This is a genomic window from Hyphomonas sp. (assembly GCF_017792385.1).
Lineage (GTDB): Bacteria > Pseudomonadota > Alphaproteobacteria > Caulobacterales > Hyphomonadaceae > Hyphomonas.
Genome location: NZ_CP051230.1, coordinates 1715110 through 1728686 on the forward strand (window position 1 = coordinate 1715110; position 13577 = coordinate 1728686).

11 protein-coding genes are annotated in these 13577 nt (G+C 58.2%); 4 read left to right on the forward strand and 7 right to left on the reverse strand.

Features of this window, described 5'->3' with window-relative positions; genetic code table 11:
* Nucleotides 1-127 precede the first annotated feature (127 nt).
* From HF955_RS08595 to HF955_RS08620, 6 genes are all read right to left on the reverse strand, one after another.
* Nucleotides 128-1051, reverse strand: coding sequence for a multiubiquitin domain-containing protein (locus HF955_RS08595; protein WP_291079133.1), 924 nt, complete (start codon nt 1049-1051; stop codon nt 128-130).
* Between the two features lie 84 nt (nt 1052-1135).
* Nucleotides 1136-4543: an ATP-dependent helicase gene (locus HF955_RS08600; RefSeq protein ID WP_291079134.1), complete on the reverse strand. Its 3408-nt coding sequence runs from the start codon at nt 4541-4543 to the stop codon at nt 1136-1138.
* A complete protein-coding gene (locus tag HF955_RS08605; RefSeq protein ID WP_291079135.1) occupies nt 4530-5099 on the reverse strand; it encodes a hypothetical protein in 570 nt (189 codons plus the stop codon). The genes HF955_RS08600 and HF955_RS08605 overlap by 14 nt, the downstream gene beginning before the upstream one ends.
* Nucleotides 5096-5932 (reverse strand): sigma factor-like helix-turn-helix DNA-binding protein, encoded by an 837-nt coding sequence (locus HF955_RS08610; RefSeq protein WP_291079136.1) that lies wholly within the window; start codon nt 5930-5932, stop codon nt 5096-5098. Before HF955_RS08610 ends, HF955_RS08605 begins: the two co-directional genes overlap by 4 nt.
* 2 nt (nt 5933-5934) lie before the next feature.
* On the reverse strand, nt 5935-6528 hold the full coding sequence (locus HF955_RS08615; protein WP_291079137.1) for a PIN domain-containing protein: 594 nt from the start codon (nt 6526-6528) through the stop codon (nt 5935-5937).
* A 5-nt stretch (nt 6529-6533) separates the two neighbouring features.
* Entirely contained in the window at nt 6534-6986 is a 453-nt protein-coding gene (locus tag HF955_RS08620; protein WP_291079138.1) for a helix-turn-helix domain-containing protein, read from the reverse strand.
* A 381-nt stretch (nt 6987-7367) separates the two neighbouring features.
* Here HF955_RS08620 and HF955_RS08625 point away from each other — a divergent pair, with 381 nt between their 5' ends.
* A complete protein-coding gene (locus tag HF955_RS08625; protein ID WP_291079139.1) occupies nt 7368-9296 on the forward strand; it encodes a conjugal transfer protein TraG in 1929 nt (642 codons plus the stop codon).
* Nucleotides 9297-9376: 80 nt separating this feature from the next.
* Entirely contained in the window at nt 9377-9712 is a 336-nt protein-coding gene (locus tag HF955_RS08630; RefSeq protein ID WP_291079140.1) for a hypothetical protein, read from the forward strand.
* Between the two features lie 68 nt (nt 9713-9780).
* Here the strand turns inward: HF955_RS08630 and HF955_RS08635 are convergent, their stop codons facing one another.
* A complete protein-coding gene (locus HF955_RS08635) occupies nt 9781-10833 on the reverse strand; it encodes a site-specific integrase (RefSeq protein ID WP_291079141.1) in 1053 nt (350 codons plus the stop codon).
* A 113-nt stretch (nt 10834-10946) separates the two neighbouring features.
* Between HF955_RS08635 and dusA the strand changes: the two genes are divergently transcribed.
* Nucleotides 10947-11921: a tRNA dihydrouridine(20/20a) synthase DusA gene (gene dusA / locus HF955_RS08640; RefSeq protein ID WP_291079142.1), complete on the forward strand. Its 975-nt coding sequence runs from the start codon at nt 10947-10949 to the stop codon at nt 11919-11921.
* Nucleotides 11922-12010: 89 nt separating this feature from the next.
* Nucleotides 12011-13567, forward strand: a complete 1557-nt coding sequence (locus tag HF955_RS08645) for a YifB family Mg chelatase-like AAA ATPase (protein ID WP_291079143.1) — start codon at nt 12011-12013, stop codon at nt 13565-13567.
* The last annotated feature ends 10 nt before the right edge of the window (nt 13568-13577 follow it).

The window sequence follows — 13577 nt, forward strand, 5'->3', positions numbered from 1 at the left end:
GGGTCGGACGCGATGCTCGATTGTCCGAACAGCATGTACGCTGGGACTTCGTGCCCGGTCCCTTCTGTAAGGAGAGACCGGGCGGCTTGCGCATGTGCGCCAAGCAATGACAGGTCGAGGGCCGTCATCACTTCGCACACTTCTCGAAGGCGCTGCGGGCACGGGCGACCATCGTATGGATCCCGTCAACACCAGGACGCCAGATCTGACTATGGCGAGACCAGCGCTGCCATGTCTGATTGGCGAATTGATGAGACACATCGGCAGCGTGCGGATACTGACCCGTTTTCAACGACCGCACCCATGGCAGAACGTAAAACATGTCTGGGCAAGCATCCGGATAGCCAAGCGGTAACATGATCAACAAGTCGACATGAGACTGGTCAAACACACCGTCTGCAAGCGGGAAGCCTTTGAGGATCACGCCCGCGCCCGCTCGATCGCCTACAACGTCGAACTCGATGCCTTGCTGGGTCAAATAAGCTTCGTCAGCCTCAGGCAACGACGCCAAGCCTTCGGTCGTCTCGGCCTCAATGCTGATGAAACGCTCAAGGCCCGGATCATCGAGATTGATCAAAATGCAATCATCAATCTTGATGTCGTGGCCCTTCCCGCCGCGCACTTCTTGATACAAATCGTACCCATCGGGTAGCTTGGCGAGAGACTTCACCACGAGCCCACTGATAACCGGCAGAGGCCATTCCAGGTCTGCATTGTCGATCATAAAGCGAAATGTGCGATCTGAACGCACCACGAGGAACTTCTCCGCACCGCGTGCGCGCAGATCATAGGGCTCGTCGGGTCGCAGAGTTTCGATATCGCCGTTGGTGAGGATCGCAGCGACGACATAGTCTTCTGCAATTCTGGCACCTTTTGCTTCGGCAAGCTGGCGGGCAAGCGGCTTTGGATCGTGCAGCACGAGTGGCTGGAAATCCAGCTTCTCGTCACCGATCAGCACGCGGTATCCACGATCAGTGCGCAACGGACGGCCCTGTTCGATGGCAGCACGGAGGTCATCAGGCTCGCCTTTTTCTGGATGTGGTTGGGTCATATTCGGTATTCCTATTCTTCGAGAGCGCCGGGATTGGCGCCCTGTCACTGGGTCAATCGCCGCAGCGCGGAAGAACCGGAAAAGTCAGTTCAGATTTTTTCTCTTGAGCTCACCCGTCGGGAGCTCACCGCAGATGAAAAAGGCCGGACACTGCGGACAGGTCCGCCCAGGCCTTGGTGGAAATTGTCCGGAGGCAATAGATTCGCCAAAGCCTTTGAGCGCCTCAAGCCTATTGCTGAGCTTGCGTGTCGTCATCTCCAGGGGCACCACGTCGGCATTCGCAAGAAAGACAATCTCGGCATCGACGCCTTCTCGAGCAGCGACAGATTGGAAAACCGCGGCTTCCAATCCCTCACCCACTGACTTTGATGATTTGCCGGTCCTCACGCGCCGCAAGCGCTTCTGGCCAGTTGGGGAGATCTCACTCGCATCAGCCGTTACAACGACTGTGAGCCCACCCATATCATAGTGAATAGGTGCACCGGTCTGTACCTGGTGACCAGATCTAAGGTTGAGCAGGGTTTCCACTAAGCCGATAGCAATTCTTTTGTAGTCCGCCGCATACCCATGATCTATGGGGCCGCTGTCTTTCCAAGCTGCATCAAGCATGGTCATTGCGGTTTCGTAGTCTATTGGACCATCAGTGATGGCGTTGATCTCGCTTACCACTTCTTGGACCGCGTTATGCATTTGCATGAACGGCGTTTCCCGGCGTCGACCGCCAATGCGCAACACGTGAGTGTAGAAAAACCGTCGGGGGCAACGTTCAAACAAGCCCAACTGACTGAGGCTCATTTGAATGTGATCGTCAAAACGCACTGGCAACGCGCTTGGCGTCTCATTGCTTTCTGTTCGCGATGCATTGCCGCTCAAATCGACGTGTTCGATGCCTTCGAGTTGGTCGATGTATGGTGAGGGTGATCGCCTACGGTTTGGGCCTTGGAATCCAGGCGAATAGAGCCACAGTCTGCTCTCCGCTCGAGACAGCGCGACAAAGAATATGCACGCCTGCTCTTCTTTGTGTCCATCCGCCATGTACTGCGTGATCGTCCCATCGAACGCCTCAATCATGCCGTCAGGCAAAGGCGGCGCTTTGCTGGTCTGAAATGCGCGGGGCAACACGCCGTTTGCAAGGCTCGGCAAATGGACAGATCCGAATTCCAAACCCTTGCTCGCGTGTATGGTCATCATGCGAACCGCGTCAATTTCGCTCGCAGCTGGGGGAAGCTCGCGAAGGTCTCTTTCATCCGACAGGGCCACCAGTCGGCATATGTGGTCCAGAAGCCGCTTGATCGGAAAACCTTTGCCGCCGGGGCGCACTGCGCGAATGAAATTCTGCAACTGCCAGATCGCTATGGCTGGATTTGGTTGCCCCTGGAGCAAACCAAAGGCGAGGCGAGCACCGTAGCTCGTGTGTTCGAAAAGTAGCTCGCGGAGAACATCCCACGCACTGGCATCGGGACAAAACTCGGCAAACACCTTTTGAAGCGCTGTAAAACCGCTTAGACCATGATCACTTAGCCCGAGCTCGGACGGTTGGATCCGGGACCAGTGAAGCGGGCCTGGTTGGTCGGCCTGCTTCAAATGGTCTAGGATGCGATCAACATCCCCAAGGGGCATCTGGAATTCCGGCAATTGGGCCGCTCTCACAATCCCCATCGCAAGGGGGTCGACGACCAGCGACAGGAGCGAAAGCATGTCTTTCACTTCGGGACGGTCGAAAAGAGGCCCGAGATACAGGATGGAGACACCTCGGGCGGCAAGACCCTTGGCAATCTCTGCAAGTCTATCGTTACCTTTGCAGAGCACAGCTTGGTCGCGCAGCGAGATGCCCTTTTCAAGGTCAGCCGCAATCTGCTGTGCGATTAGATCAATCTCATGGTCTTTCGAGGCTGCGAGACTGAAAACAGGTTTTGTGCCAAATGTGTCTCGCTGAGCAACAAACTCAAACCGCTCACCGGCAGCGCCCATTTGCGCCGTAGCGAACGACTTTACGGTCACGCAGATTTCAGTCGATGAGCGATAGTTTCTAGAGAGTTGACCTATCTTGGCACCCGGGAAATCGGCGCTGAAACGTGACACATTCAATGACGACGCGCCCCGGAATCTGTAGATCGACTGCTTTGGATCTCCAACGACCCACAAACCTTCTCCGGCCGGCTTCAACCCCTTGAGCAGACGGACGCTTGCCCGGTTCACATCCTGATACTCGTCAACAAGTATGTGCGCGTATCGGTCTGCAAGATACGCCCTGACATCCTCATGCGCCTCAAGCAACCGGACAGGGAGTTGGACGAGGTCGCCGAAATCCAAGACATCGCGCTCCTTTTTTAGCGCTGTGTAGGCTGCGTATACCTTGGCGCACTCCAAGGTTTTCTGTGCTCGCTCACAGGCTTCAGTACCCGGGGCTTCGGCCAACATCTTTTCAGCCAGGTGCATGAACTCATCCGGGCTAATCACTTCATCATTCGCTCGTGAGATCGCGCTCAGCAGATCGCGGATCGTTTGTGTCGGATCCCATACATCCTTGAAATGATGGAGGTCCAATCGAGGGAATTCGTCTTCGAGCAAGGCAACGGCTTCGGCCTGATCGATCAGGCGCGGTTCACCGCCCAATCCGAGCTTCTTGTGAAACCTCTTGATGAGATCATATCCAAACGAATGAAATGTCCCGGCCCAAAGCGTTCCAGCGGCTTCGGGCCAGCGGCCCGTGATCCTGTCCAGCATTTCCCCAGCCGCCTTGTTTGAAAAGGTCAGGACAAGGATGCTTTCTGGGTCAACGCCTCGATCCCTGAGGGCCAAGACGCGTCCGACCAGGGTTTGGGTTTTCCCTGTGCCTGGTCCGGCCTCAAGCAAGAAAGCCGCACCGGTATGACTTGCGGCACTTGCTTGTTCCGGATTGAGCGGCTTGGGCGCCTGCACAGGTTGATCTCGTTGCGTTACCTCAGGCAGAAAAAGCCCATCGAACAGCTGAACGGTAACTATCTCCACAGGCGCGTCGAACCTCGCCGCGATGTCAGGTGCGCTCAAGCCGTCTTCCAAGTGCATTTTGCGAACGACAAACCGAGGGAGAAGAAACTCACGCGCAAACATGTCCATTTGGACTTCGCGCCGATCTCGTCGATGATAGTCGACGACATGGCCCTCAGAGCGCGTTGACCCGCCAGCTTGCCGCATAGGGTCGACCTCAACGGTTGGGACAGATCGGACGAGGCCACCAAAGACATGATGGGCAATCTCGTGTGCGATGAGAAATGCGTCCTCAAATCGCGATCCGGTTTCCTCGTGCAATATGAGATCCGCATCGGCGTCAAACAACGCGCGACCGCCTCGCAGCATGTCGTGACCTTTAGGAAAACTCTTGACTTCCAGGTCGCGGCGGCGAGCCTCCCAGACTACTCGTTCGAACAGATCATTTTCCGGCGCGCCAGCCGCCACGGCTTCGCAAAAAAGAGACGCGGCGCGCTGTCGCGTGGCCTCAATCGCGTCCATCAGAATCCATCAGTCTGGCCAGCTGATCCGCCTCGTCTGGAAAGCTTTTCAGATAGGCCTCAAAAGATATCTGGTCTGGGGGCCGCGGTTGTCCATCAGACTTGAAAGCGACTGCCGTTCCGATCGATGCCTCTCCTCGCAGATAGGTCTCAAGTGTCTTCTCGGATTGGCCAAGAGCCTTTGCGAGCTGCTTCAAAATGCGTGGAGGTACGGTCGCAGCAATAACGAGGCGATCCCTGAAGCCTGCCAAGAACGCTCTGCTGACTCCCAGATTCTTCGCCGCTCGCTTTATACTATCCTTGGAAAAAAGTGACTCTTCGTCCTGGCCCCTATCTCCAACCGCATCGGTTTCAAAGTCTTGGAATGCAGCCTTGACCTCCGCGTCACTCGTGGCTTCAGCCTCGAACCTGACGAGGTTGAGCTCATGGAACAGATCGGACAGCGCTTCCACATATTGCGGATAGACGCGCAGGTATCGTTCTAGGGTTTGGGTCGATACGTCTTCTTCCATAGAAAAAGCATCCAACACGTCTTCGAGGGCGACGCCGCGCTTCATGACGCACCCTGATCGGCGATGAGTGCTTTTAGCTTTTTGATCGCACTGGAATGCCGATAACGGACCGCTCTGTCCGTTAATCCCAACATCTTTGAGATCGAGGGCTTAGTGAGGTCTTTGGTCTCTGATTGAATACCTTGGAGCATGAGATTGATCACGATACGTTCCTTCTCCGGGAGTTGATCAATCGCCGGTGCGACCTTAAACCGGAAAAAATCAGTGTCAGCTTTGGCACTTCGCGCTTGATAAGCCGCCGCCAACGCTCTCTCAAACTTCTCGTCCATCCCTCTCGAAAGGCTTGGCGCGTCCATCGAATCTGTACGCGCCTCTCTCCGGGCAATTGTACGCTTCGCGGTAGATCTGCGACGGGCGATGGCTTGGTTGAACCGGACTTCAAAAAAATCGAGTTTTTCGCAATAGCCTTCTCGATCTCTTGCGATGTACTCGTTGACTTGGCCCACCACGGTTTCTCGGACGAATAACGCAGTTGAAGCTGCACTGTCGCCGCCATCCTGCGTGCGTCGACTAGGCACGGGGCACAAGGCCTCGATGCGCTGAATGATCAGTTGATACAGCGCATCGAAAAACGTGTCCGACTTGTCGTCCGTACTTGCTCGAAGTAGATGCACCAACACTTCCGAGGGAACGTATCCGGGCGCATCGGTGTTTCGGATTTTAGCCCTGGCCAACACAGTTTCCCGCGAAAGCTCTTTCGCCACCTGGATAGCTGCTTCTATTGGAGCCGGTCGATAGTATCTCGTGCCGTCTGTTTGGTTGACCGCTTGAAGCACGGGGACAGGACTGGTGCGGAATTCGTCAGCGGGCTTTTCCATGGTCAAATCAACCCCTGATAGGGCCGCAAAAGTGCGACGGTTTCGGTCAGCCCATGGCGTTGCTCCCACGTATCCAGAAGCTCTTCAGCGCTGTAAGCGGGATTTCGCAGACGGGTCCGAAGCTGCTTTACCGCTTCAGCGGTGCGAATCTGGTCTAGATCGATTGCATCCGCGATGAAACTGTCCGCTGACTTCGCTTCCAGTTCGAAGGGCTGGAGGGCCTCGCTCGGAAAATCAGCCAGGTTTTCTGTGACGATCATGGATGCCTTGCAGAGAATAGCGGCGTGTACGACATGGTGATCGTTGGCATCGGGAAGCCCGGGGTAGGCAGGCGTTGCGCTAAAATCCGCGTCGATCATGGCTTCCGGGAACAAGGATCGCATCCCGCCGCACGATGCTTTCGCGCGATCTTCGGCATTGGGTTTTCCATGCTTGTTGAAAACCAAGGCCAGAGCGGCCTCGGTTTCCTTCAAAATGCGCTCGCTCCAACGAAACCGATACATTTCCGCCTGCGCCAACGTGAAGATCAGATCGCGCTTCGGCGCGCTTACCAGCACGTTGGCATCAATGAGAGCGGTGTAGCGGTTGGCAAACATGATGCTTAGTAGAGATCCTGATCCATACCGATGATGTCATCGAGCTGGCGTTGTCGCTGCGCATCGCGTTCTCGTTTAAATGCGAACACATCTCTCGCTTCAATGCGCCGGTGTCGCCCGGTCTTCGTGAACGGTAACTTTTTCTCTTGGAGCAACTTTATGAGAAACGGCCGAGAAACATTCAGGATATCCGCAGCCTGTTGTGTTGTGAGCAATTTCGAGTTTGGCACAAAGGTGACGCCTTCTCCGCGCTCGATATGAGCAAGGATATCGCGCAGCAACTTTGAAAGAGCTGGTGCAAGCACAAGGGTTTGTCGTTCTCGCTTATCATCAACGACGGTAATCGGCTCTGCTTCGTGTGTTAATAGAATCTCGCGCAGGTGTGCTGCTGAGGTTCGCATATCCTCTGTTGGAATGGTGTCTCCCAACTCAAACGCATAGGCACCTGGGGTGGTCATGGGCTTCTCCTTGTTCGGTGAACCCGCCTTCTTCTGTGCGGTCTTCCTCTCTTCGGTATAACAGCTCTCTAAATAGTCGATATTCGAAATATTCGCAATAGTCGAAATACTGCTCCCGCCGGCTGAGGGTTTTTTTGACGATAAATCTTTGAATTGTATGTGCTATTCGACGCAAGAAAGCTTCGGGCATCTCTTTCAGGGGGAGGCGAACTTTTCGTCCAATGTTCGGTACGGAGGTCGGCCTGCCGCGCCGCTAACGTCTGCTGTCGAGGTTGTTCGGCCGCGCCGACTTTGCTCCTGCTTGTCGAATTTGGCCGACGATTGGACTGATCGCACCAACTAACCCGAGTAAGTTATCTCTCGAAGCTTCGGGAGCCAGCTTTGTCGCCCACCAAGATACTTTTTGGACAGATTGTTGTAGTGTTTGCGTGCGTGCTTGGGGCGTGCTGGGTGGCCACGCAGTGGGCGGCGGGCGAACTTGGCTACCAGCCGGCTCTGGGCGAGCCCTGGTTTGTCTGGTCGGGATGGCCGGTCTATTTGCCGTGGCGCATTTTCCAGTGGTGGTATGCCTATGAGGCCTATGCGCCGGATGTGTTCAACCGGGCAGGGCTGATTGCTGTAAGCGGCGGGGTGCTCGGAATTGCCGTGGCGGTGGCGGGCTCTGTGTGGCGAAGCCGCTATGACCAGAATGTCACGACCTATGGGTCTGCGCGATGGGCGAGGCTTGGGGATTTGAAAGTGGCTGGCCTTTTGTCTCGTCGCGGGGTGTTCCTCGGACGCTGGAAGGGGCGATATCTACGCCACGATGGTCCGGACCATGTCATGGCCTTTGCGCCGACGCGGTCTGGCAAGGGCGTGGGGCTGGTTGTGCCGACGTTGCTCTCCTGGACCGACAGCTGCGTCATTCATGACATCAAGGGAGAGAACTGGGAGCTGACATCCGGCTGGCGCTCTTCATTCAGTCGGTGCATCCGGTTCGATCCGACCGATGCCGGCTCGCCGCGTTACAATCCATTGGCGGATGTCCGGCTTGGGCCAAACGAGGTGCGCGATGTCCAGAACATTGCCGATATCCTGGTCGATCCGGAAGGTAGCCTCGAGCGGCGCAATCACTGGGAAAAGACGGGCCATGCTTTGCTGGTCGGGACCATCCTGCATGTTCTCTATGCCGAACCTGACAAGACGCTTGCAGGGTGCGCGCGGTTCCTGGCGGACCCGCGCCGGCGGTTCGAGGCGACGCTCACCCTGATGATGAATATGCGCCACCTCGGGAAGACAGTGCATCCCACGGTGGCCGAGACGGCGCGCTCTCTTCTGAACAAGTCAGAGAATGAGCGCTCCGGTGTGCTCTCGACGGCATTGAGCTTCCTGGAGCTTTATCGCGATCCTGTGGTGGCTCGGGTGACCGGTGGGAGTGACTGGGTCATCGGGGATCTTGTCGCTGGTGACCGGCCTGTGTCTTTGTATCTCGCCTGTCCGCCATCCGATCTGTCGCGGACCAAACCGCTGATGCGGCTGGTGCTGAACCAGATTGCGCGGCGGCTCACCGAAGAGCTGCCGGGGCAGGGTAGGCGGAAACTCCTGCTGATGCTGGACGAATTTCCGGCGCTGGGGCGGCTGGATTTCTTCGAGCAGGCGCTCGCCTTCATGGCGGGCTATGGCATCAGGGCCTTTCTCATTGCCCAGTCGCTCAACCAGATTGAGAAGGCCTATGGTCCGAACAATTCTATCCTCGACAATTGTCATGTCCGGGTGGCGTTCGCGACGAATGATGAGCGCACCGCCAAGCGTGTGTCAGAGGCACTCGGAACAGCGACGGAACTGCGCGCCCAGAAGAATTATGCCGGCCACAGGCTCGCGCCTTGGCTCTCGCACATGATGATGTCGCATCAGGAAACGAGCCGACCGCTCCTGACGCCCGGCGAGGTGATGCAGCTGTCTCCGTCGGAGGAGCTGGTGCTTGTATCGGGGCGCCCGCCACTGAAAGCGCAGAAGCTTCGCTACTATGCGGACCGGAACTTTACCCGGCGTGTGCTGCCCGCTCTTGAGCGTGTTGAGGGTCTCGTCGAGGAGGCGGGGTCGTCAGAAGGCGGCGACCGTGACCGGCACCAGGCGGAGACTGGTGACATGGACGGGCGCGATCCAGCGCTTCAGCCTGAACTGCCGCTGGTGCCGGAATGTAAGCCGGACTTGGAGGTGGGTGAGGTTGAGGATGAGGCAGCAGTACCCGAAGAGCGCAAACCAATGGATCTCGCCCGCCGGGCGGCGGCAATGGATCGCGGCGACCAGGACTTATTGCCGGATTTCTGATCATGTCGAAACCTCGCGCCAATCTCCGCCTATCTACGAAATTGTACGATGCACTCTGCCGGGCGGCAGAAAGCCCCGGCGTGACCAAGACGGCCATTTTGGAAGCTGCGCTGGAACAGTATCTTTTCCCTGATAAGGACAAGGATCTGGAAAGCCGCTTGCTGTCGCGGCTGGATGCGTTCGACCTGCGCCAGGGCGCGATCGAGCGGGATGTGGCGCTCACCATGGAGACGCTCGCCCATTTCGTTTTCTACTGGCTGTGCCGGACTGATCCCTTGCCGGAGGGCGAGCGGGATGCGGCCCAGGCGCTTGGGCAGAGACGGTTTGATTATTTTATTGAGCAGGTGGCGTCGAAGCTGGCCAATGAGGGTTCGGTTACCACGAGGATTGGGCTTCCCTTGGAGGATGACGTCTAGATCGCTGAATTGATTTTGATTATCCCACAAATCGTCCGGTTTGGATTATGTGGGATAAACGGACTTACTCATCCGCCAGAAGCTAAAGCGACGATAGAAGCCGCGTTCAGGTGTGTGTAGCGCTTGAGCATCTTCCAGTCCTTGTGTCCCGTGACCAATGCCACTTGCTGGATTTTGAGACCTGCCTCGAACAGGCGGCTCGTGCCTTCGTGGCGAAGGTCATGGAAGTGCAGGTCTTCGATGCCGAGATCGATGCAGGCACGGCGGAACGCGGTGCCGATGGTTCGGGGATTGTGTGGGAAAACGCGCCCCGTCGAGTTGCTGGCTCTGCGCTGGTCGTTTATCAGCGCCCAGGCATCATACCCGGTAAGGCCGACAAGCGGGACCTCCTGGTGATTGCCATCCTTCTGCCGAGGATCCTTTCGATCCCTAACGGTCACGATACGTCGGCGCATGTCGACATCGTCCCATTCGATCTTGCAGATTTCTGATTGGCGCATGGCTGTCGCGATTGCGAACTGGATGATCCTTGTCATGGGCGCCCAGTAGCGGTCATTGGCGTCGAAGAAGGCGAAAAGCTGATCGAGTTCTTCTTGGGTTGGCCGCCGGTCACGCTCCTTGCTCTTGCCGATCAGGCCAAGCCGATTGAGAGCGATACGGGCAAGCTTCACTTCTTCGACAGGCGTGTGGACGCCATGCACGGCTTTGGCGTGTAGCATAATCGTCTTCAGGTAGGAGATATCCATGGCGATCGTCGCGGGTCCGGCCCCTTCAGCCGCGCGCATGCGGCCGAATTCTACGATAGTTTCACGGTCAATCTGATTGATCCTCGTGTGGCCAATGTCTTGCTTCAGCTTGTTCAGCGAGTAGGACTTCGAGCGGCGCAGGGGCTTTCGGGACTCATGCATGTCTGCAATGTGCAGATCGACGAGGTCGATGAGGGTATTGAGATGCTTGGGACGGGATTTGGAAACGCTTTCGCCGCGATCAATGCGGCGCTCCATATCGACCGTCCATTCATCCGCATCGCGGCGCCGCTTGAAGGTCTTAGAGACATAGCGTCCATTTCGTCTGACTTGAGCCCGCCAGCTGCCGGAGGGAAGTTTCGTGATCGACGCCATTTCGTGTGCGCTCCGTGTGCAGTGACAGATCAAAACCGGTACAATCGTGTGCAAATTCATCCAAAAAAGTGCACACGTTCTTGTTTTAGTCCTCAGAAACTACTGAAAAAAGCATGAAAAATCAAGTCTATAGATTTTCGGTTGCCCCTATGATGGACTGGACGGACCGGCACTGCCGCATGTTTCATCGCTGCCTGTCGAAGCGGGCGCTGCTCTGGTCGGAAATGGTGACGGCGGATGCGGTGATCCATGGCGATCGTGACCGCCTGATCGGCTATGCGGACGCCGAGCATCCGATTGTCCTGCAACTGGGCGGCAACGAGCCTGCCAAGCTTGCCGAGGCGGCCGCCATAGCCGAACAGTTCGGCTATGATGAAGTGAACATCAATTGCGGATGCCCGTCCGACCGGGTCCAGTCCGGGGCGTTTGGTGCATGTCTCATGGCCCGGCCCCGGGAAGTGGCCGATTGCGTCAGCGCGATGCAGGCCAGGGTGTCGATCCCGGTTACGGTGAAATGCCGTATCGCCATTGACGATCTGCCGGCAGAGGAAACCCTGTTCAACTTTGTCGAGACGGTCAGCGCCGCCGGGTGCAATGTGTTTACCGTGCATGCGCGCAAGGCCTGGCTCAAGGGGCTCAGCCCGAAGGAGAACCGGGACATCCCGCCTCTGGATTATGATCTTGTGGCGCGCCTGAAGGTGGCCCGGCCAGACCTTACCATCGTGCTCAATGGCGGCATCACCACGCTCGACGCCTGCCAGTCCCATCTGACCACGTTTGACGGAATGATGCTGGGGCGCGCCGCCTATCAGACGCCGGCCCTGCTCGGCGACGTCGATGCGCGCCTGTTCGGGGAAGGGGGACCGGTCTCGCCGTTCGAAGCCATTGAAGCCTACCGGCCATATATGGCGGACCGCCTGAAGGAGGGTGTGGGCCTGCATGGCATGACCCGCCACATGCTGGGCCTGTTCAATGGGCGGCCCGGCGCCCGGCAGTGGCGGCGGACCCTTTCGGAGAAAGCGGTTCGCAAGGGCGCGGGTCTGGATGTGCTTGATGAGGCGCTCGGCGCCGTGATGAATCCCGCCTAGATGAAAATAATTCCACTTATTGGCGCATTGGTTCTTTATTTGTTCTGCACCATCTGTTAACCCTTTCTTCCTGCGCAAGAGGGGTGCTGATGGTTTGCCGGGTAACAACATTCGCGTTTGAAGGGGTAGAGGCGCAGCCGGTCGATGTGCAGGTCCAGATGGCTGGCGGTCAACCGGCCTTTCATGTGGTCGGCCTGCCGGACAAGGCGGTTGCAGAAAGCCGCGAACGGGTTCGCGCGGCCTTCGTGTCGCTCGGGCTTGCCCTGCCACCGAAGCGGGTCATCGTGAATCTGGCCCCGGCCGACCTGCCCAAGGAAGGCAGCCATTATGACCTCGCCATCGCGCTGGCCATACTGGCCATGATCGGGGTCATCCCACCGGATCAGCTCGAATCCTATGCGGCGATTGGCGAACTCTCCCTGGACGGCTCTCTTGGTGAAACCATCGGTGTGCTGCCGGCGGCGATGGCGGCGGAAGCCATGGATCTTCAACTCATCTGTCCACAGATTTGCGGGTCAGAAGCAGCCTGGGCCGGGGGCAGCGTCATCGGAGCATCCGGCCTGATCGCCCTGATCAACCATTTTACCGGGCGGGCCATGATCGCGCCGCCACAGCCTGGTGAACTCGCCACGCCGCCTGCCGGGCCGGATTTGCGCGACGTGAAAGGACAGGAAGGGGCCAAGCGGGCACTCGAGATTGCGGCGGCGGGCGGTCACAACCTCCTGTTCTGCGGGCCGCCGGGGTCTGGCAAGTCCATGCTGGCCCAGCGACTGCCCGGCATTCTGCCGCCCCTGTCTGCCCGGGAGTTGCTGGAAGTCTCGCAGATCCAGTCCGTCGCCGGACTGCTGGAGCGTGGCCGCCTGTCTCGGCGCCGGCCGTTCCGGGCGCCGCACCATTCGGCCTCGATGGCAGCCCTGGTCGGAGGCGGCATCAAGGCACGGCCCGGTGAAGTGTCTCTGGCCCATCACGGCGTCCTGTTTCTTGACGAGTTGCCTGAATTCCCCGCGACCGTGCTGGACAGTCTCCGCCAGCCGCTCGAGGCGGGGGAGGCGGTCGTTTCAAGGGCCAACCGTCATGTTCGCTATCCCGCCCGGTTCCAGCTGATTGCCGCCATGAATCCCTGTCGCTGCGGCGGGGGGCCGGGCGCGGCTGCGTGCCAGCGCGGTCCGCGCTGTGCCCAGCAATACCAGGCCCGCCTGTCTGGCCCGTTTCTCGACCGGATCGATCTTTATTACGACACGCCGCCAGTGACGGCGGTCGACCTGGCCTTGCCGCCGCCACAAGAAGGATCGGAGGAGGTGCGTCAGCGCGTGGCCCGCGCCCGGGATATCCAGACAGAGCGTCTGGCACACCTGGCCAGTGATACCTGCCGGCCCGTGAATGCCGATACGCCTCTGCCGGAACTGGAGACATCTGCCGCGCCGGACGAGGCCGGGGCAGCCTTGCTGGCGGATGCGGCGACCCGTCTGCAATTGACGGCGCGGGGCTATAGCCGGGTGCTCAAGGTCTCGCGAACCATTGCGGATCTTGAAGGCGCAGAGGCCGTACGCCGGGTGCATGTGGCCGAAGCGCTTTCCTACCGGCACCGCCCTCCCGGCGGGGCCGGTGCTGTTGCTGGCGCGGCACAGGGCGGTTTGGTCGGTTAAACCAATCCTA

Bases quoted from the DNA above. Each gene is read 5' to 3' on its own strand.
- HF955_RS08635 (WP_291079141.1), bottom strand. From the start codon at position 10,833: ATGGCGTCGATCACGAAACTTCCCTCCGGCAGCTGGCGGGCTCAAGTC.
- HF955_RS08595 (WP_291079133.1), bottom strand. From the start codon at position 1,051: ATGACCCAACCACATCCAGAAAAAGGCGAGCCTGATGACCTCCGTGCT.
- HF955_RS08600 (WP_291079134.1), bottom strand. From the start codon at position 4,543: ATGGACGCGATTGAGGCCACGCGACAGCGCGCCGCGTCTCTTTTTTGC.
- HF955_RS08610 (WP_291079136.1), bottom strand. From the start codon at position 5,932: ATGGAAAAGCCCGCTGACGAATTCCGCACCAGTCCTGTCCCCGTGCTT.
- HF955_RS08620 (WP_291079138.1), bottom strand. From the start codon at position 6,986: ATGACCACCCCAGGTGCCTATGCGTTTGAGTTGGGAGACACCATTCCA.
- HF955_RS08615 (WP_291079137.1), bottom strand. From the start codon at position 6,528: ATGTTTGCCAACCGCTACACCGCTCTCATTGATGCCAACGTGCTGGTA.
- dusA (WP_291079142.1), top strand. From the start codon at position 10,947: ATGAAAAATCAAGTCTATAGATTTTCGGTTGCCCCTATGATGGACTGG.
- HF955_RS08605 (WP_291079135.1), bottom strand. From the start codon at position 5,099: ATGAAGCGCGGCGTCGCCCTCGAAGACGTGTTGGATGCTTTTTCTATG.
- HF955_RS08645 (WP_291079143.1), top strand. From the start codon at position 12,011: ATGGTTTGCCGGGTAACAACATTCGCGTTTGAAGGGGTAGAGGCGCAG.